Here is an 18,261-nt window from a genome sequence, read left to right on the forward strand (position 1 = left end):
TATCACACGAATGCGCAACAGAAGCGAGAGGTACGCACCCAAGCCTTCGAGGCTTGGGAGAGGGTGACGTGCGTCTCGATGCTCGGACGTCTCGCCGCATGAGTTCATCATCCTCGCGCGCCGCGGTTTCGTTCGGCCGCACATCAACAACGTGACAATACCCACGCCGCTTCTGCAGCAGGATATCGAGCTCAATGCCATGTTGGTCGACCGCGCGCCACAGGAGATAAGGCACGCCGCGTAACGTCACGAACATCTCGTCAAGATGCCACGTGCTGCCCGGCTGGCGCCGCGCAGCCCTGACGCGATGCGCGAAACCAGTGCCGAATTTCTCGGTCCAACGACGAATCGATTCATGACTGACGATCACGCCACGCTCGAACAGCAGTTCCTCGACGTCGCGCAGGCTGAGCTGGAAGCGAAAGTACCAACGAACGGCATGGCTGATGACTGACGCCGGGAATCGGTGACCGTGATAAAGCGATTTCGAGTTCTTCATCTCGTCATCCTAACCGACCGCCTCGTGAACGTGACAATGCCCGCCAACATTATCGACTCTCTGCAACGCGCCCATCGGGACAAAGTGCGACCCGGCGCTACTTTGAGAAATCGATCGTCCAGAACGGTGTACACCAGACGATAACCATCGACACAAGCGGCGCCAATCTCGCCGCGATCAATGCCGATCGTGAAACGCCCATCAACATCCGCCAGTCGAAATATCTCAATAACCTGGTCGAACAGGACCATCGGGCGATCAAGCGACGGACGCGGCCCATGCTAAAGGTTCAAGGCATTTCGCTGTGCCCCGATTCTTCTGGTCGGCATGGAAATTATGCACATGATCGCTGAAGGGCAGATGAAATGTCCTCTCGGGACCCCTCCGTCCGCCGCTGACCAATTCTACGACCTCGCAATATAAGCACTACTTCGCATATCGATCTCACTCGCCCCTTGTTCGTTATCGACAAAGCCCATCGGTCGGGCAGGAATAGCGCCTTCGAGTTGCGGCTGAGCGCGTTGAGTCCGTCTCCGGTTCGTGCCGCTCGCGCAGTTCACAAACGGCGACGCCAAGTTCGTGTTCGGACAGACTAGCGCAGTCGTCCAGTTGCATTCGCTAGCCGCATACGGAACGAAAGGTCTCCTACGTGACGGGCATGGGGCTCTCCCCGGAGTTTCCTAATAGGAACTATTGTTGCGTTAAAAAAATTTCGTGTGCATACTGGGCGCCGCCGTTGTCGACATGCGCCCGATCGGAAAAGTTGTGTTTCGGCCACCTTGGAGCTACGAAGGCGTGGCGATGGGCCCCTGAACGATGCGGTTAGTCGCCTTGAAGGAGTTTAGCGACGTGCACAGCTTTCAGCCTCCGTGCCGCACGTAGACCATCACGAGGTGCAGCGATGAAACGCCATCCTTTGCCGACGACGCCTCAAGGGCTTCGCGACATCCGCTCGCTCAGTGTTGTAGCAATCCATCCGCTCGACCAGGACGGCGAGGAATTGCTCGCGCAGTTGCGCCGCATCGGCTGCCGCGTGTGCCGCTTCTGGCCGGCGCCGGCGGCTTTGCCGGAGGAGGCCGACATCGTCTTCATGGCGATGCGCCCCGAGACGCTCTCAGGCCCACTGCCGTGGCTGGAGTTGCGAGATACGCCGCCAGTGATCCCGGTGGTGAGCTACGAGAATCCGATCTTCATCGAGATCGTTATGCAACTGAACGCTTACTGCACAGTGCCGTCGCCCGTGCGCTCGTTTGGCGTGCTCACTGCGATGGCGGTGTCGCTGCACCAGCACAAGAGCCGCATGACGCTGGAACGCTACGCGCAGAGAATCGCCGGAAAATCCGCGGACCAGCGGCAAATCCAACGTGCCAAGTCGATCCTGATGGATACGCGCAAGCTGACGGAGCCGGAGGCGCACGAGGTGTTGCGCTCGCGCGCAATGGGCCAGCGCCAGTCGCTCGAGGCGATGGCGGACATAATCATCAAGGCTCACGAAAACCTGCATTTCTGAATTGCTAATCCAACTGCACTTCTTCCGTCGTTGTGCAGGATCGATGCGTAGTGCACGGGAAATGTGCGCCTCCACCCCAGCTTGGGGAGCCTCGCATCGCGGCGAAAGGACGGATGCCGCACTGGGCATCGTTCTTGTCGGATGGCACGGCTCTTGCAAATCGTAGCCTGCGAGCGCACGATCCGTCACACGATAGTCCGCTCTTAACGAAACAACCGGCCGCGTTCATCGCCGGTTAATTTCGCACTCGTTTCGTCGTCCGAGACAAAGGCGTCTCGCATGACACCGGCCAAAAAGCCCGAAAACCAGGTTCTTCCTGGCTTCGGGCTTTTTTTTCGGGGAGTCCGCGGGCGGTGACGCGCGACGAGGGCCGCAACATACAAACGTCTTCATCCATTCACTTTCGGACCATCGGACACACTGAAATCGAGGCATCGCGGAAACATGAAAAACCTTCCTCTCTCTTCGCCACGCGGTGACGCGTCGAACGCTGCCACGTCGGCCGCGGCCGGCTGGCGTGGCGCCTTCCTGCTCGACAAATATTCCGTGCTGATTCTGGCCCTAGTGCTGCTGATCGCCATACCGGCGCTCACGGGAGCGTTCCGTCTCGGTCTGTTCGCGAAGTACCTGAGTTTCGCGTTTTGCGCGGTCGGCCTTGTATTGACATGGGGCTACGGCGGCATCCTGAGCCTCGGTCAAGGAATCTTCTTCGGTCTGGGCAGCTACATGATGGCGATGTACATGAAGCTCGAGGCCAGTGCGAACGACCCGGCCGCAGCGGTGTTCGGTGGCGGCGGTTCGCCGGTTCCCGACTTCATGACCTGGAACAGCATCGACAAGCTGCCGTGGTGGTGGGTGCCGTTCGAGCACGGCTGGTTCGCGTTGCCGGCGATCCTGGTCATCCCGGCGCTGGTTGCTTTCGTGCTCGGCTATGCGAACTTCAGAAAGCGTGTGGGCGGCGTGTATTTTTCGATCGTGACGCTTGCGCTCGCATCGATCATGTCGATCGTCATCATCGGTCAGCAGGGCTATACGGGCGGTGTCAACGGCATCACGAATTTGCCCACCTTCATGGGCTATAGCGTGCAGAGCAACACGGCCACTCTGATCATGTACTACGTGACCACCATGCTGTTGCTGGGCGCGCTGCTCGCCGGACGCTTCATCCTGAGAAGCCGGCTCGGCAAGGTGTTGATCGCGATCCGCGACCGCGAGGACCGCATCCGTTTCTCGGGCTACGATCCGGCGCTCTTCAAGGGTTTTATCTTCGCGGTCGCCGCTTTGTTCTCGGCGATTGGCGGCGCGATGTTCACGCTGCAGGTCGGCTTTGCCTCGCCGTCGGTATGCGGCATCGTGCCGTCGATCGAAATGGTGATCTATGCGGCGGTCGGTGGTCGGCTCTCGCTTGTCGGCGCGGTGTACGGCACTGTGATCATCGGCGCGGCGAAGAGCTTTCTGTCCGAAAATTTCGTGGGCTTCTGGGTGTATTTCATTGGCGCGCTCTTCATTTTCGTGCCGATGTTCCTGCCGAAAGGGCTCGCTGGCGTGATCGACTGGTTGCGTGATCGCCAGCCGGTCCGGCAACGCAACAGTCACGGAGTCGCGCAATGACGTCGATGATCCTGGCGGTGGAGGGCCTCACGGTGTCGTTCGATGGTTTCAAGGCCGTGGACGATCTGAATTTCTACGTGGAAGAAAAGGAACTGCATGTCGTGATCGGGCCGAATGGCGCGGGCAAGACCACGCTGCTTGACATGATTTGCGGCAAGACGAAGCCCACGGCGGGCACTATCGAGTTCAAGGGGCTTTATCTGGAGAAAATGCTCGAGTACCAGATCACGCGCGCGGGCGTGGGGCGCAAGTTTCAGAACCCGATGGTGTACGAGGATCTGACCGTGGCCGAGAACCTCGAGATTTCATATCCGAAGAAGCGCGACGTGATCGGCTGCCTGTTCTTCAACCGCAGTGAAACGGTGCGCAACGAGATCGACCGTATCGCGCAGATGATCTTCCTCGACGATGAACTCGATCGCAAAGCGGCGCTGCTGTCCCACGGACAGAAGCAATGGCTTGAGATCGGCATGCTGTTGATGCAGGACCCCGAACTGCTGCTGCTTGATGAGCCTGTTGCCGGCATGAGCGCGAAGGAGCGCGAGCTGACGGGCGAGCTGCTGCGCAAGATCGCGGAAGGGCGCTCGGTGGTGGTGATCGAGCACGACATGGAGTTCGTGAAATCGGTTGCGCACAAGGTCACGGTATTGCATCAAGGCAAGAAGCTGGCGGAGGGCAAGATGGACGCGGTGCAGAACGACCCGCGCGTGATCGAAGTTTACCTGGGGCACTGACCATGCTTGCTATCGACAACCTGAACGTCTTCTACGGCGAGAGTCATGTCTTGCTCGACCTCACTTTCGATCTCGCGGCGGGCGAGACCGTCGCGGTGATGGGCCGCAACGGCATGGGCAAGACGACCCTGCTGAAGGCGCTGATCGGCATGATTCCATCGCGCAGCGGACATATCAAACTGAATGACCGAGAGCTCGTGAATGCAAAGAGCTACGAGCGTGTGACGGCGGGCTTTGGCTACGTGCCGCAGGGCCGCATGATCTTTCCTTATCTGAGCGTCGAAGAAAACATCCTGTCCGGCATGGACCGCTTCAAGCGGCCGGTGATTCCCGAGTACATCTTCGATTCGTTTCCGGTGCTCCATGAGATGCGCAACCGGCGCGGCGGCAATCTGTCCGGCGGCCAGCAGCAGCAACTCGCGATCGCGCGCGCGCTCGTCTCGGAGCCCAAGGTGCTGATTCTCGATGAACCCACCGAAGGCATCCAGCCCTCGATCATCAAGGACATCGCGCGGGCGCTCAACCGCCTGAAGAAGGAGCGCGATTTCGCACTGATCGTATCCGAGCAGGTGCTCACGTTCACACTCGACATCGCTGACCGCTTCCTCATCATCGAGAAGGGGCGATTCGTGCACAGCGACAAACGCGAGAACGTCGACGCCGATCGCATCATGCGTTACCTGACCATCTGAACGGCGGTAATGCCAGACGCCCGGACCGATGTCATTGATCCACGAGGAGATGAGCATGCAACATGGTGATATTTCGAGCAGTCTCGATACCGTCGGGGTTGCTGTCGTGAACTACAAGATGCCGCGTTTGCACACGAAGGCGGAGGTGCTCGCGAACGCGCGCAACATAGCCGGGATGCTGAAGGGCATGAAGGCCGGCCTGCCCGGCATGGACCTCGTGATTTTCCCGGAATACAGCACGCACGGCATCATGTACGACCAGCAGGAGATGTACGACACGGCGGCCGCGATCCCGGGCGAAGAGACGGAGATTTTCGCCGAAGCCTGCCGCAGCGCAAAGGTGTGGGGCGTGTTTTCGCTTACCGGCGAGCGCCACGAGGAGCATCCGAACAAGGCGCCGTACAACACCCTGATCCTGATGAACGACAAGGGCGAGATCGTGCAGAAGTACCGCAAGATCATGCCGTGGGTACCGATCGAAGGCTGGTATCCGGGCAACTGCACGTATGTGTCGGAAGGGCCGAAGGGCATGAAGATAAGCCTCATCATCTGCGACGACGGCAACTATCCGGAGATCTGGCGCGACTGCGCGATGAAGGGCGCGGAGCTGATCGTTCGCTGCCAGGGCTATATGTACCCGGCGAAGGAACAGCAGATCGTGATGGCGAAGTCGATGGCCTGGGCCAACAACGTCTATGTGGCGGTTGCAAATGCGGCGGGCTTCGACGGCGTGTATTCCTACTTCGGCCACTCGTCGATCGTCGGCTTCGACGGGCGCACGCTAGGCGAGTGCGGCACCGAGGAGATGGGCATCCAGTACGCGGCGCTTTCGAAGAGCCTGATCCGCGACGCGCGTAAGAACATGCAGTCGGAAAACCATCTGTACAAGCTGCTGCATCGCGGCTACACGGGCAAGATCAATTCCCGCGAGGATGCGAACGGCGTGGCCGAATGCCCGTTCGACTTCTATTCGAAGTGGATCACCGACCCCGAAGCGACGCGCAAGATGGTTGAAGACATCACGCGCAGCACGCCCGGCACCGAGGAATGCCCGATCCCAGGCATCCCGAACCCGTCGGACCTGACGCATCGGTAGCGCGCGATGATCACCTATACGTCCATCGTGGGCAGCGCGTCGGACCCGCACGTAGCCGATCTGCTGCACGCGCTCGAACATCGCGGGCGCGTGGATACGGTCACGCTCGCCGCCGACGACATCCGCCGTCACCGGCTGCGCACGCGCACCCAGCGCGGCGTGGAATGCGGCATCGCGCTAGATCGCCGGACGCATCTTTTCGACGGCGCGGTGCTGCATCTGGACGCCGACGCGGCGCTCGTCGTGCGCACCGAGCACACGCGCTGGCTGCGTGTGCAGGCGCGCGACGCCGCGAGCGCGCTCGAACTCGGGTATTTCGCCGGCAACATGCACTGGGCGGTGCGCTTCGACGGGAGCGTGCTGGAGATCGCGGTGAAGGGGCCGGTCGAAGACTACCGCGTGCGGCTTGCACCCATGCTCGAAGATGGGCACATCAGCGAGATCGAGCATGGTCACGAACATGCGCACGAGCGCCGTCACGCTTCCCCGCACCCGCATGCGCACGAGCACGCACATGACTGAGTTCACGGGCCTGCTCGCGGGCCTGCAGCAATCGGACAGCTTTTTCCCGAGCGGTTCGATGGCCTTTTCATGGGGCCTCGAAGCCTTGCAGCAGGACGGACTCGTGACCGATGCCGCGTCGCTCGCGGTGTTCGTGCAAGCGCAGGCGCTAGAACGCTGGGCGAGCCTCGATCAGGGCATCGTGTGCGCCGCATGGCGGGCGGACCGGCTCGACGCCTGGCTCGAAGTCGATGCCGCGGCCGAAGCCGTGACGCTGCCCGAACCGATGCGGCAAGGCTCGCGCCGGCTCGGCCGCACGCTTGCCGAGGTGCATGCGCGGCTCGGTGCGGCGCTTGCGAAGGACCTGCGCGCGGCCATTGTCGCCGGGCGCACACCCGGCCATCTGCCGGCCGTGCAGGGCATGCTGTGGCGCAGCTTCGGCATCGGTGAGGGCGAGGCGCGAGCAATCTCCGCGCACGCGGCGTGCACGGGCGCTGTGAGTTCGGCGGTGCGGCTCGGCATCGTCGGCCATCTCGACGCGCAGCGCGTGCTCACGAGCCTGCGCACGCCGCTCGCCGCCGTGCTCGCACGTCCAGCGCCTGATCTCGACGAACTGCGGTCCAGCACCTTCGCCGCGGACATCGCCGCAATGCGCCATTGCCGGCACGACGCGCGGCTCTTCGCCAACTGAACTGAATACGACGGATGTGCGGATGCTACTGACACCCACCGAATACGAGCGCCTCACGCTTTACACTGCCGCGCAGCTCGCGCGTCGCCATCGCGACAAGGGACTCAGGCTGAACCATCCCGAAGCGGTCGCGATCATCGCCGACGAGATTCTGGAGGGCGCGCGCGAAGGGCGCAGCGTCGCGGATCTGATCGCGTACGGCTCGACGCTCCTGACCGAAGACGATGTGCTGCCGGGCGTGGCCGACTTGCTGCCCATGCTGCAGGTGGAAGGCTCGTTTCCCGACGGCACCAAGCTCGTCACCGTGCACCAGCCGATCCGCGCGGGCAACGAGGCGCGTCCCGCCGACGCGCTCGTCCCCGGAGAACTCCTCGCCGCGGATGGCGACATCGAACTGAACGCGGGCCGCGCGAAAGTCGTACTCACTGCGATGAACACCGGCGACCGCCCGATCCAGGTCGGCAGCCACTTTCATTTCTTCGAGGTCAACCGCGCGCTGCGCTTCGATCGCGCGGCCGCGTTCGGCATGCGGCTCGATATCCCGGCGGGCACGGCCGTGCGCTTCGAACCAGGCGACAACAAGGAGGTGACGCTCGTCGCATTCGGCGGCACGCAGAAGATCTTCGGCCTCAATGGACTGACCGACGGCGCTGTCGACGCAACCGGCTTGCGTGAAGCGGCCATCGGTCGCGCCGCTGCGCGCGGCTTCAAGGGAGCCTGAATGGTCACGATGACACGCAAGGCCTACGCCGAGATGTTCGGCCCGACGGTCGGCGATGCGGTGCGCCTGGGCGACACGTCGCTTCTCGCCGAGATCGAGCACGACTACGCGGTGCCCGGCGATGAATGCCTGCACGGCGGCGGCAAGACGCTGCGCGACGGCATGGGACTGAAGGCGGGCCACGACAGCGCGGACGGCGCGCTCGACATGCTGATCTGCAACGCGACCGTGATCGATCCGGTTCTCGGCATCGTCAAGGGCGACATCGGCATCAAGGGCGGGCGCATCGTCGCCATCGGCAAGGCAGGCAATCCGGAAGTCATGGACGGCGTGCATCCGAAGCTCGTGTGCGGCGTCGCGACCACGGTCAAGGATGCAGAGGGCCTGATCGCGACGCCGGGCGGCATCGACGTGCACGTGCATTTCGACTCCGCGCAGCTCTGCGAGCATGCGCTTGCCTCGGGCCTGACCACGCTGATCGGCGGCTCGCTTGGGCCGATTACGGTGGGGATCGATTGCGGCGGCGCGTGGAACGTGGGGCGCATGATGCAGGCTTCCGAACAGTGGCCGCTCAATTTCGGTTTTCTTGGACGCGGGAATTCGAGCAAGCCGGGGTCGCTTGTCGACCAGTTGCGCGGCGGCTGCCTCGGTCTCAAGATCCACGAAGACTGGGGCGCGATGCCGGCCGTGATCGATACGTGCCTCAGCGTCGCGGACGAATACGACTTCCAGGTGCAACTGCATTCGGACACGCTCAACGAATCAGGCTTCCTGGAGGACACCATCGCGGCGATGAAGGACCGCACCATTCACATGTATCACACGGAAGGTGCGGGCGGCGGTCATGCGCCGGACATCATCGCGGTGGCCGGGCGCATGAACTGCCTGCCTTCCTCGACCAACCCGACCAACCCATACACCATCAACACGTTCGACGAACACCTTGACATGATCATGGTGTGCCATCACCTGAATCCGGCGGTGCCCGAGGACGTGGCGTTCGCGGAATCGCGGGTACGCGCGCAGACCATCTCCGCCGAGGACGTGCTGCACGACCTCGGCGCGATCTCGATGCTCGGCTCCGACAGCCAGGGCATGGGCCGGATCAACGAGGTGATCTGCCGCACGTGGCAGCTCGCATCGAAGATGAAGGACCAGCGCGGGCGCCTGCCCGGCGAACGCTCGGCGCGCGGCGACAACGAGCGCATCAAGCGCTATATCGCCAAGTACACGATCAACGCGGCGCGCACCTTCGGCATTGCCGATACGGTCGGTTCGCTCGAGGACGGCAAGCTCGCCGACATCGTGCTGTGGCGGCCCGCTTTCTTCGGCATCAAGCCGGAGGTGGTCGTGAAGGGCGGCTTTATCGCGTGGGGGGCGATGGGCGACTCGGCGGCCTCGCTGATGACCTGCGAGCCGCTCGCGATGCGCCCGCAGTGGGGCGCGTTCGGCCGCGCGCCGGCCTCGCTCGCGGTCAACTTCGTGAATCCGCTCGCGCTCGATGCGGGCGCGGCGGCGAAGCTCGGGCTCGCGCGGCAACTCGTCGGCGCGTGCGGCACCCGCAAGCTCAGCAAGCGCGACATGCTGCACAACGACGCCTGCCCAAATCTCACGGTCAACCCGCAGACCTTCGACGTGATGATCGACGGGCAGGTCATCCGCTGCGACCCGGCGCGCGAAGTGCCGCTGTCGCGACGCTACATCTTGCGCTAATCGCTCGTACTTTCCGGAGACGTTCGGTGCCAGTTGAAATGGAAGCTTTCGATATCCAGCCGGTGTTTCAATCGACGGCGCGAGCGGCGCGGGTCGGTATCGGCGGTCCGGTGGGATCGGGCAAGACGCGGTTGCTCGAGCGGCTGATCCCGCGTTTCGCCGCGCGCGGCATCGAGCTCGCGGTCATCACCAACGATCTCGTCACGCGCGAGGATGCTGAGCGCGTGCGCCGCAGCGGTCTGATCGATCCGGCGCGCGTGCTCGCGGTCGAAACCGGCGCGTGCCCGCATACGGCGATCCGCGAGGATCCCACGCTGAACCTGCAGGCCGCCGACGAACTCGACGAGCGCTTCACAAGCCTGCAACTCGTGCTGATCGAGTCGGGTGGCGACAATCTCGCTTCATCGTTTTCTCTGGATCTGGTGGATTACTGGATCTTTGTGATCGACGTGGCGGCCGGCGACGATATCCCCCGCAAGCGCGGCCTCGGCGTCGTGTCCTGCGATCTGCTCGTCATCAACAAGTTCGATCTGGCGCCTTACGTGGGCGTCGATCTCGAACGGATGGTGAGGGAGGCGCGCGAGGTGCGTGGCCAGCGCGCGGTCGCGCTCACCAACTGTGCGACGGGCGACGGCGTCGATGTTGTAGTCGACGCGATCGTGGAGAACGTGCTCTTCGATGCGCATTGACGCCCTGCCGGCGAGCGCCGGGCTCTGGCAGCCGCAACTCGACCTGTGCTTTTCGCGCGGGCCGTCGGGCGCCACTTATCTGTCGCGGCAGCGCGCGGGGTATCCGTATCATGTGGGCCGCCTGCTCGCACATGGAGCGGATGCGCGAGTGATCGTGCAGTCGTCGTCGGGCGGACTGTTCGAGGACGACGACGTGCATCAGCATGTCGTCGCGACCGAACGGGCGCGTGCTCGTGTGGAGACGGCCGCGGCCACCATCGTCCACTCGATGACACGCGGCTCGGCGAAATCGCGCGTGCATATCGAAGCGCACGCGGGCGCGCAACTCGACTGGCTGCCGCATCCGTCGATTCTCTTTCCCGGCACGCGGCTCGAAAGCAGCATCGACGTCGTCCTGCATCCCGGTGCGCGCATCATGCTGGCGGACTGCTATACGACGCACGACCCCGCAGGCAGCGAGACGCCGTTCGGCGCGCTCGATGCGGCGATCTCGGTGCGCGGCGCACAGGGCCGGTTGCTCGCGCGCGACCGCTTCCGTCTCGACGGGGCATCGGGCCGGCCGTTGGGTGGCGTGAGTTCGCGCTTCGCCGCGCATGGTGGCTTGATGGTGCTGACGCTCAATGCCGAAGAAGGGGCTGCCGCCGCCCATGCGCTCGAACACGCGACCGAAGATGCGTTCTACGCGGGTGCCGGCTTGTTGCCCGGACAGTGCGGCGCGTTTATGCGCGTCCTCGCCACCGACAGTCTTTCGTTGCGAACGACGCTCGCTCGCGCGATCGATGCGGTTCGCGGTGCGTTGTGCAACGGGTGAGCGCTGCGCAGCGTCCAATCATTCAATCGTCCAATACAAGGAGCCCGCATGACGAGGCCGCATCTCGCAACCGCCGCGCTACCGCTCGATCCGTGGCGGCTGCCGAAGGAACCGTGGTATCGGCCGGTGCATCACGAGACCGGGTGGTTCGCGGCGGCCTATCACGCCCGTTTGCCGATCATGCTGAAAGGGCCGACGGGCTGCGGCAAGACCCGGCTGGTCGAGTACATGGCGTGGAAGCTCGGGCGTCCACTCGTCACGATTGCCTGCCATGAGGACATGACGGCGGGCGATCTGGTAGGTCGCTACCTGCTCGACGGCAATGGCACCTATTGGCAGGACGGACCACTTACCCAGGCGGTGCGTCACGGAGCGATCTGCTATCTCGACGAAGTCGTGGAAGCGCGCACGGATACGACGGTTGTGATCCATCCGCTCACCGATTCGCGCCGCATCCTGCCCATCGACAAGTGCGGCGAGGTGATCGCGGCGCATCCCGACTTCGTGCTCGTGATCTCGTTCAATCCGGATTACCAGCACGCGTCGAAGGATCTGAAGCCGTCCACCCGGCAACGCTTCGTCGCGCTTGAAATGACCTGGCCCGACGCGCACGCCGAAGCGGACATCGTCGCGCATGAGACCGGCGTGAGTGCCGAAGTCGCGCAAAAGCTGGTGGCGCTCGGTGCGCGCACGCGCGCGCTCGACGATCCCGCGTTGCCCGAGGGCGCATCGACCCGCATGCTGATCTATGCGGCGACGCTGATTGCCGGGGGCATGGACGAGCAGTCCGCGTGCCGCATCGGCGTGATCCAGCCGCTCGCCGACGACGCGGACCTGTGCGCCGCGCTGATGGCAGTGGTCGCCGGCGTGTTCGGCTAAGCGATGCAGGCGGACCAGGCAGTCACGGGTTCACTGGACGCGGCCGCGCGCGTGCTCGCTTTCTATCTGAAGGCGGCGTGGAGCGTCGCGCCGAAAGTGCAGTCGCTCGCCGCACAGAGGGACGACGGCGAGATGCGGGCGGATCGTCCGCTCGTGACGGAGCCGGTGCTGTTCCTGCCCGACGCGCGGGTCGCATGCGATGAACCCGCCGACGAAGCTCTCTTCTACCTCGCGAGTGCGGCGCATGCGGCCGCGCACCTGACGTGGTCGACGGCGCGCTTCGAGCGGGGCAAGCTGCGGCCGCTGCAGGTCGCGCTGGTGGGGGTGCTCGAGGATGCGCGTGTCGAGCGGCTCGCCGTGCTGCGTTATCCTGGTCTGCGGCAATGGTGGCTGACGTTTCATCGGACCGGCACGCAGGGCGCGAGGACGGCGCCGGCGCTGATCGCAAGGTTGTCGCGCGCATTGCTCGACCCGGACTATGCCGACGACGACGGCTGGGTGACGAAAGGCCGGCGTCTCTTCGACTCAGCGTTCGCCGCGACGCACGGCGCCGATCCGGCCATCTCGCGCGAGCTTGGCAACCTGCTCGGCAACGATCTCGGCCAGATGCGCGTGCAGTTCAACGCGAAGACCTATGCGCAGGAGGCCGCGTATCGCGACGACAATAGCCTCGTCTGGAACGCCGAGCCGACGCCGATCGCCCATGCGCCCGACGACGCTCCTGCCGAGCGCAACGCGACGCTACGGGAGTCGCCGAACCTGCGCGAGCTGCCGCCGGATGCCGCGCAACCGCCTCGCGGGCTCGCGGCAAGTCCGGGCGAAGCGCCGGCGTCGGCCGCACCCGCGGAGCACGACGACGAGACGCCGTCGACCGTTGTCTCCGTGGCGCGGTATCGCGAATGGGATTATGTGATCCGGCGCTATCGGAGTCACTGGTGTCGGGTGGAGTCGCTGCGTTCCGAACCGGGCGACCGGCTTTTGCCCGCGTTCATCGACGAAGCGGTGGAGCGGCGCGTGCGCGCTATTTTTCGCGCGGCGCGGCATCGCGTGGCGGTGGGCAGGACGCGAGCATATGAGGGCGACGTGCTCGACCTGGATGCCTGCATTATGGGCCGGATCGATGCGCGTCGCGGCATGGCTGACGACGTCAAGGGCTTCATTGTGCGGCGCATGCGTTCGGAGAGCGGGCCGCTCGCGGTGCTGCTGGATCTGTCGGCGTCGGCGGCGGGGCGCATGCGCTGCGCGGTTGCGTCGAGCTGAGTGCTGGGCCGAGCGCTCGCGGCGAATGGCCGCCCGTTCGCGATGTACGGCTTTCACTCCGACGGCCGCCAGCGCGTGCGGTTTCACATCTTCAAGGATTTCGCCGACGCGTGGAGCGGCGCTGTCGAGACGAGGCTCATGGCTGTTCGTCCGGGACTGTCGACCCGATTTGGAGCGGCGCTTCGGCATGTCGGCGCGAAGCTCGATCCCGAAGTTCGCAACGGCGCGAGGGCTTCGGTCCTTGTGGTATCGGATGGCGTGCCCTTCGATATCGACAGTTTCGATCCGCGCTATCTGCGCGAGGACATGCGCCGCGCGATCACAGAGCTGACGGCGCAGGGAATTCGTTGTGCCTGCCTCTCGTTCGACGCCGTATCGCTCGACGTCGCCGTTACGATGTTCGGGCGGGAGCGCGTGGCCCTGGTGGCGCAGGAAGATGGTCTCGCGGTCGCGCTGCGACGCATCGCAGCGGTCACGGCATAGCCCGCTCAACCCCGTGCTGGCCGCTTCCTGTACATGAAGACGAAGCGCGCGGGCGTGTCGTCTGCTTGCATTACCGCGCGACTCAATCGGTAGCGCGACGTCATGAAGTCGATCACCGCCGAAGCCGCCGCCGGAGACAGCGCGGGCTTCCACATCCAGATGTCCTCGCGGCGATCCACGGCGCACGCTTCGAAGAGCGCGCGGTCGGGGTCGCTCGCCGCGCCGATCACCCAGTCTTCCATGCGCGCGCCAAACTCCTTGATGTAGCTGAAACACTCGAACTTGATCTGCTGCACGCTGTAGTTCACGGTTTCCTCCGGGGCATCGTGCGTGTTTTATCCTGCGAGCGGCATCAGGCGTGCCGGCGATGCTCCGCTAGCGGTGCGCGAGCGCCACTGCTCGAACAGGTTCGCCCCCGCGCGCTTTTCTTCCGCCGACATGTCGCTCAACACGTTCTCGAGCGCATTGAGCGCGGTGCCGACGCCATGCTGCGCGGCCAGCGAGAGCCACGCGAAGGCCTGCACCCGATCGCGCTCGACGCCGCGTCCCGTTGCATAGCTGAAACCAAGCCGTGCCTGCGACGGGTAATGACCCTGTTCAGCAGCACGGCGATACCACTGCGCGGCGGCCGCATCGTCCTGCCGCATTCCGCGGCCCTTCGCGAAGAGACTGGCGAGGTTCGCCTGCGCGAATGGGTCGCCGTTTCCGGCCGCCTTCGTTATCCAGCGCACGCCCTCGGCCTCGTCGTGCAGCGCTTCGTGAGGCGACAGCAGCATGGCGCCTAGATTCGTCTGCGCTTGCGTATGTCCCTGGCATGCGGCTTTTTCATACCATTCGAACGCGCGCTGCAAATCGGCTTCGACGCCTTCGCCATTCGCATAGAGCGCGGCGAGCCATGCTTGGGCGTTGCTGTCGCCTGCCTCGGCGAGGGTTTCAAAGGAACGAAAGGCGTCGTCGAAACGGCCCTTCGCATATAACTTGACGGCCTCGTCGACGCTTGGCTGTGTCACGGAATTCATGTGGCGTATCCGGTCAGGGGAAGGAGGTTCATGCGCTGTGCGATGCGAGCGGCGAGCGTGGTTTCGAGCCAGCGGACCGAATCGTCAGGCCTGCCGATTGCGGCGCAACGGCGCTCGAGCAGCTCCCGCCATCGCGCGAGCGATTGTGAGCCGTAGACGCTCACACGGCATAACGTGCGCTGCAATGCCATCGGTTGGAGAATGATCACGCACGTGCTTTCGCCTGCAGAGAGCACGATCAGATTCGGAAAACACCACGTGGCATGCACCGGATCGCCGCCGCTTTCGAATGTAGCGCACCCGTCGCGTGCGCCTGCGAGCTTCGCACCTGCCGCGATGCGCTGTCCGACCTGCTTCCAGTTGCCGGACATTTCGAGCCACTCGTTGCCGTGCCGTCCGCTCACGCTCGCGATGGCTGCGGGCGCCGCGCCGGCATCGAACGCGTTGCCCGCCGGGTCGAGATGAACGAACAGCAGCGGCCCGAACGCGGCGACACGCACGCCCAGCAGGCGCTCCGGACGCAGGCCGAGATACTGATACATCTCGGGGCTCGGCGTGCCGGTTTCGGCTTCGCCTAGTGGCGCGCGGTCGCGGCTATGTCCGCAGGACGTGAACGAGCACGACGTCTTCGCGCCTTGCCGGCATTGCAACGGCACTATCCGGCAGCCGCCGTGCTGCGCGAGGTTGAAGCGGCCGGCGAGCCGGCCGTTCGCGAGACGCTGCACGTGCACCGCATGATCGCCGGCGGTGAACGGCAGCAGGTCGCCTGCGTCGGGAATGTCCTCGTCGACGCCGATGCAGATCCACTCGCGGGTCCAGACCGCGTCGTCCTCGATCTGTGCAAACGCGAGCGTACGGTAGGCATCGGCGTTAAGCGAGAATGTCCGGACGGCCGCCTTAACGCGTGACGCGACGATTTCACTCATGGCGTGGTCTCCCCGTGAATCAGCTCGTTGTCACGACAGCGGGCGATTCATAGTCCGCGCGTCCACGGTGTACGACCGCGCTCGGCGGGGCGGCCGGCAGCGGGCCGTCGGCACTGAAGCGATCGAGCACGTTCTTCGTCAGCCGCGAGATGTTGTTGTCGCAATTGTTCCAGGGTAACGAGCCGCAATACGCGATCGAACTGAAGGCGAAACAGCCACCGCCGTTCGGCGTCTCATGGAAGGTGATGTCGGCGCGAACGCGTGGATGGACGGTGCCGTCGAGACCTTGCTGGTTGAAGCCGAAGTCTTCCATCACGAGCAGGTAGGCTTCAGTGTGACGTCCCGCGGAGGTGGCCACGGTCAGAATGTGCGGCGGCGAGCCGAGCATGGTGTCGACGATATCGAGTTCGAGTCCTGCTGCACCGCCGCCGACGAGGCCGAAGTTGCCGAGCTTCTCGTCGTAGTCGATGCCGTCGAAGGCCCAGCCGACGCGTTCGTCGAGACTTTCCGGCGTGCGCGAGAAATAGCTGGAGATATCGAAGCCTTCCGACGACATGCCCGTGCCCGCGACCGAATGCAGGTAGCGACCGCGGTAGCGCCACATGCCGCCAAGTTCGCCGGTGCCCTGATGGTAATACTCGCCCGGATCGGCACGCCACGTGCGGATGCCCGATTCGCAGCGGCGCATTTCGGTGACGATGCCGCGGCCGAGTTCATCGTACGCCGGATGATACGAATGCACCCAGTACCAGCCATCGGCACCCATGTACATGATTCGGCCGCCGCGCTGCGTGTAGTCGTGCAGCGCGTCGAGCTGCGGTCCCGAGTTGTGCTCCGGATGAGAGCCGGTGATGATGACGTTGTAGTCTTCGAGGCGCGCGAGGCCGTCGTAAGTCAGGTCTTCGTCGGTGAAGACATCGTATTCGTAGCCGAGCGTCTCGAGCCAGTACACGAGGTGCAGATCGGCCGGATATTGCCACGGCGCCTGTGCGAGGAAGTGGTCGTACTTCGGGCGAATGCTCAGGATGGGCCGCAGCCGCGACGACAGGCAGATGCCGCTGCCGTCGGTATGCGTGTCGTAGATCGAACCGGCGTACTCGCGATGCTCGGCGAGGAACATGTTCTGCTGCTGCATGATCGGAACCCGATAGACGAAGAGCTCGGCGCCGCCCGCGTTGCACGCGACGTGCTCGTTCGCATACGCCATGTAGCTGATGGTCGGCACCATGACCGCGATTTTCGACTTCTTCGCGCCGAGTTTCGGCACGATCCAGAACGGGATGTAGTCTTCATCGCCTTCGGACGTGGTGAGCTTTGCCGCATAGAAGCGGCTCCTGATGTCCTCCGGCACCTTCCATTCGAAGCTGACATCCCAGCGCGCATTGTCGAGGTCGTCGTCGTGAAAGTGGATCGCGCCGTATTCCTTCTGCGCGTGCTTCCAGTCGAAGTTGCGGCCGGCCCAGTTGTAGCCGGTCATGGCGCGCGTCGGGCAGTTGACGAGCGCTGCGTGAAATTTGTACGGTCCCTGGTCGCGGCATACGAGCGTGTCGATGCCGTCCGAAAAGTCCCATGCCGCCACGATGCATTCGGACAACGGGCCGGTCGGCCCTGAATGGCGGCGCTCGCTCAGACCCGGTTGCACACCGGCCTTCATCGTCTCGATCTCGAAGCGCGAGAGCGCGCGGTTGCACAGGCGCGGGCTATCGATCTTGCCGTTGTAGTGACCGCCGATCAATACACCCTGCGGCACGGACGAGCGCCCGATCGGACCGCTTTCGAGTCCCTTCACGAATCCTGCGATGACAAGCGGAACGTCCGCGTGCCTGATTGGACCGGCGCACTGCGCTTCAACGGGCGGCACGGCCGGGTCGAGCGCATAGGCGATCTGCGGTTCGTGATACAGTACCACGGCGCCGCTCTTCGCATCGAAGGTGGCGGCGAGGAAATGCCACGCATGATCCCGCAGACGCGCGCCGGTGGTGAAGGTCTGGTCGTTGATGCGCAGTTCGGCGCAGCCGTCCTCATTGATGAAGAGGCCGTAGCCCGCGCCGTTCGACCACTTTGTGACGAGGCCCTGCTCGCCATGCTTCCAGTAGCGCGCATCGGTGCGCGGCGTGGTCGGCCAGATCCAGCATTGCAGCGTGAAGCTCTCCACCTGCAGTTGCGGCGCATCTGGCACGTACGCATACGAGCCGCCGTAGACCGCTTGCGGGCGGCCGTCGTAAGTCGCTTCGCAATCGGCCATGACGGCCTTCTCGATGAAGCCTGGTCCGCGCGGGTTGGTGTCGCCGTTGATCATCTGCACGATCGAAGCGCGATATTGCGCCGGCCCGTCACAGTTGACGTAGAACCTGATCGTGTCGCCGGGATAGACGCTGAATTTGTCCGCGTAACCGGTGAGTCGCATTGCACACATGGAGAATCGC

The 18,261-nt window shown here is 64.0% G+C and carries 18 protein-coding genes and 2 pseudogenes; 15 read left to right on the plus strand and 5 right to left on the minus strand.

What is annotated here, in order from left to right:
- Positions 1–163 precede the first annotated feature (163 nt).
- Positions 164–499, minus strand: a pseudogene (locus tag OKW41_RS21935) (IS6 family transposase); the annotation flags it as partial.
- 45 nt (positions 500–544) lie between these two features.
- On the opposite strand from OKW41_RS21935, the pseudogene OKW41_RS21940 reads away from it, so the two are divergent.
- From OKW41_RS21940 to OKW41_RS22010, 15 genes and pseudogenes are all read left to right on the plus strand, one after another.
- Positions 545–922, plus strand: a pseudogene (locus OKW41_RS21940) (DDE-type integrase/transposase/recombinase); the annotation flags it as partial.
- A 478-nt stretch (positions 923–1,400) separates the two neighbouring features.
- Entirely contained in the window at positions 1,401–2,009 is a 609-nt protein-coding gene (locus OKW41_RS21945) for an ANTAR domain-containing response regulator (protein WP_429447855.1), read from the plus strand.
- Between the two features lie 444 nt (positions 2,010–2,453).
- The gene (gene urtC, locus OKW41_RS21950; RefSeq protein WP_429573940.1) at positions 2,454–3,620 is read left to right on the plus strand and encodes an urea ABC transporter permease subunit UrtC; all 1,167 of its coding nucleotides are present in this window, start codon (positions 2,454–2,456) and stop codon (positions 3,618–3,620) included.
- Positions 3,617–4,354, plus strand: coding sequence for an urea ABC transporter ATP-binding protein UrtD (gene urtD, locus OKW41_RS21955; RefSeq protein ID WP_429573941.1), 738 nt, complete (start codon positions 3,617–3,619; stop codon positions 4,352–4,354). The genes urtC and urtD overlap by 4 nt, the downstream gene beginning before the upstream one ends.
- Before the next feature lie 2 nt (positions 4,355–4,356).
- Positions 4,357–5,046: an urea ABC transporter ATP-binding subunit UrtE gene (gene urtE / locus OKW41_RS21960; RefSeq protein WP_429573942.1), complete on the plus strand. Its 690-nt coding sequence runs from the start codon at positions 4,357–4,359 to the stop codon at positions 5,044–5,046.
- A gap of 55 nt (positions 5,047–5,101) precedes the next feature.
- Positions 5,102–6,142, plus strand: coding sequence for an aliphatic amidase (locus OKW41_RS21965; protein WP_429447845.1), 1,041 nt, complete (start codon positions 5,102–5,104; stop codon positions 6,140–6,142).
- A 6-nt stretch (positions 6,143–6,148) separates the two neighbouring features.
- On the plus strand, positions 6,149–6,664 hold the full coding sequence (gene ureE, locus OKW41_RS21970) for an urease accessory protein UreE (protein WP_429447843.1): 516 nt from the start codon (positions 6,149–6,151) through the stop codon (positions 6,662–6,664).
- Positions 6,657–7,334, plus strand: a complete 678-nt coding sequence (locus OKW41_RS21975; protein ID WP_429447840.1) for an urease accessory protein UreF — start codon at positions 6,657–6,659, stop codon at positions 7,332–7,334. The genes ureE and OKW41_RS21975 overlap by 8 nt, the downstream gene beginning before the upstream one ends.
- A gap of 22 nt (positions 7,335–7,356) precedes the next feature.
- A complete protein-coding gene (gene ureB / locus OKW41_RS21980) occupies positions 7,357–8,055 on the plus strand; it encodes an urease subunit beta (RefSeq protein WP_429573943.1) in 699 nt (232 codons plus the stop codon).
- Between the two features lie 9 nt (positions 8,056–8,064).
- Positions 8,065–9,768: an urease subunit alpha gene (gene ureC, locus OKW41_RS21985; RefSeq protein WP_429448788.1), complete on the plus strand. Its 1,704-nt coding sequence runs from the start codon at positions 8,065–8,067 to the stop codon at positions 9,766–9,768.
- Between the two features lie 38 nt (positions 9,769–9,806).
- A complete protein-coding gene (gene ureG / locus OKW41_RS21990; RefSeq protein ID WP_429447836.1) occupies positions 9,807–10,457 on the plus strand; it encodes an urease accessory protein UreG in 651 nt (216 codons plus the stop codon).
- The gene (locus tag OKW41_RS21995; protein ID WP_429447833.1) at positions 10,447–11,268 is read left to right on the plus strand and encodes an urease accessory protein UreD; all 822 of its coding nucleotides are present in this window, start codon (positions 10,447–10,449) and stop codon (positions 11,266–11,268) included. Before ureG ends, OKW41_RS21995 begins: the two co-directional genes overlap by 11 nt.
- Positions 11,269–11,316: 48 nt before the next feature.
- Positions 11,317–12,147 carry a CbbQ/NirQ/NorQ/GpvN family protein gene (locus OKW41_RS22000; RefSeq protein WP_429573944.1) on the plus strand — a complete coding sequence of 277 codons (831 nt, stop codon included), beginning with the start codon at positions 11,317–11,319 and terminating at the stop codon, positions 12,145–12,147.
- A gap of 3 nt (positions 12,148–12,150) precedes the next feature.
- On the plus strand, positions 12,151–13,407 hold the full coding sequence (locus OKW41_RS22005; RefSeq protein ID WP_429573945.1) for a hypothetical protein: 1,257 nt from the start codon (positions 12,151–12,153) through the stop codon (positions 13,405–13,407).
- On the plus strand, positions 13,408–13,890 hold the full coding sequence (locus OKW41_RS22010) for a hypothetical protein (RefSeq protein WP_429573946.1): 483 nt from the start codon (positions 13,408–13,410) through the stop codon (positions 13,888–13,890).
- A 5-nt stretch (positions 13,891–13,895) separates the two neighbouring features.
- Here the strand turns inward: OKW41_RS22010 and OKW41_RS22015 are convergent, their stop codons facing one another.
- Genes OKW41_RS22015 through OKW41_RS22030 form a run of 4 tightly spaced genes read right to left on the minus strand, consistent with a single transcriptional unit; the run spans position 13,896 to position 18,251 of the window.
- Positions 13,896–14,198 (minus strand): hypothetical protein, encoded by a 303-nt coding sequence (locus tag OKW41_RS22015; protein WP_429447824.1) that lies wholly within the window; start codon positions 14,196–14,198, stop codon positions 13,896–13,898.
- Between the two features lie 27 nt (positions 14,199–14,225).
- Entirely contained in the window at positions 14,226–14,909 is a 684-nt protein-coding gene (locus OKW41_RS22020) for a tetratricopeptide repeat protein (RefSeq protein ID WP_429447822.1), read from the minus strand.
- Positions 14,906–15,835 carry a hypothetical protein gene (locus OKW41_RS22025; RefSeq protein WP_429447820.1) on the minus strand — a complete coding sequence of 310 codons (930 nt, stop codon included), beginning with the start codon at positions 15,833–15,835 and terminating at the stop codon, positions 14,906–14,908. The genes OKW41_RS22020 and OKW41_RS22025 overlap by 4 nt, the downstream gene beginning before the upstream one ends.
- Positions 15,836–15,854: 19 nt before the next feature.
- On the minus strand, positions 15,855–18,251 hold the full coding sequence (locus tag OKW41_RS22030; RefSeq protein ID WP_429573947.1) for a N,N-dimethylformamidase beta subunit family domain-containing protein: 2,397 nt from the start codon (positions 18,249–18,251) through the stop codon (positions 15,855–15,857).
- Positions 18,252–18,261 lie beyond the last annotated feature (10 nt).

The organism is Paraburkholderia sp. UCT70 (genome assembly GCF_050434085.1).
GTDB lineage: Bacteria > Pseudomonadota > Gammaproteobacteria > Burkholderiales > Burkholderiaceae > Paraburkholderia > Paraburkholderia tuberum.

Excerpts from the sequence above, each read along its gene's own strand:
- urtD (WP_429573941.1), top strand. The coding sequence starts at position 3,617 with ATGACGTCGATGATCCTGGCGGTGGAGGGCCTCACGGTGTCGTTCGAT.
- OKW41_RS22000 (WP_429573944.1), top strand. The coding sequence starts at position 11,317 with ATGACGAGGCCGCATCTCGCAACCGCCGCGCTACCGCTCGATCCGTGG.
- OKW41_RS22025 (WP_429447820.1), bottom strand. The coding sequence starts at position 15,835 with ATGAGTGAAATCGTCGCGTCACGCGTTAAGGCGGCCGTCCGGACATTC.
- OKW41_RS21945 (WP_429447855.1), top strand. The coding sequence starts at position 1,401 with ATGAAACGCCATCCTTTGCCGACGACGCCTCAAGGGCTTCGCGACATC.
- ureB (WP_429573943.1), top strand. The coding sequence starts at position 7,357 with ATGCTACTGACACCCACCGAATACGAGCGCCTCACGCTTTACACTGCC.
- OKW41_RS22020 (WP_429447822.1), bottom strand. The coding sequence starts at position 14,909 with ATGAATTCCGTGACACAGCCAAGCGTCGACGAGGCCGTCAAGTTATAT.
- OKW41_RS22005 (WP_429573945.1), top strand. The coding sequence starts at position 12,151 with ATGCAGGCGGACCAGGCAGTCACGGGTTCACTGGACGCGGCCGCGCGC.
- urtC (WP_429573940.1), top strand. The coding sequence starts at position 2,454 with ATGAAAAACCTTCCTCTCTCTTCGCCACGCGGTGACGCGTCGAACGCT.
- OKW41_RS22030 (WP_429573947.1), bottom strand. The coding sequence starts at position 18,251 with ATGTGTGCAATGCGACTCACCGGTTACGCGGACAAATTCAGCGTCTAT.
- urtE (WP_429573942.1), top strand. The coding sequence starts at position 4,357 with ATGCTTGCTATCGACAACCTGAACGTCTTCTACGGCGAGAGTCATGTC.
- OKW41_RS21995 (WP_429447833.1), top strand. The coding sequence starts at position 10,447 with ATGCGCATTGACGCCCTGCCGGCGAGCGCCGGGCTCTGGCAGCCGCAA.
- ureC (WP_429448788.1), top strand. The coding sequence starts at position 8,065 with ATGACACGCAAGGCCTACGCCGAGATGTTCGGCCCGACGGTCGGCGAT.
- OKW41_RS21965 (WP_429447845.1), top strand. The coding sequence starts at position 5,102 with ATGCAACATGGTGATATTTCGAGCAGTCTCGATACCGTCGGGGTTGCT.
- OKW41_RS21975 (WP_429447840.1), top strand. The coding sequence starts at position 6,657 with ATGACTGAGTTCACGGGCCTGCTCGCGGGCCTGCAGCAATCGGACAGC.
- ureG (WP_429447836.1), top strand. The coding sequence starts at position 9,807 with ATGGAAGCTTTCGATATCCAGCCGGTGTTTCAATCGACGGCGCGAGCG.
- ureE (WP_429447843.1), top strand. The coding sequence starts at position 6,149 with ATGATCACCTATACGTCCATCGTGGGCAGCGCGTCGGACCCGCACGTA.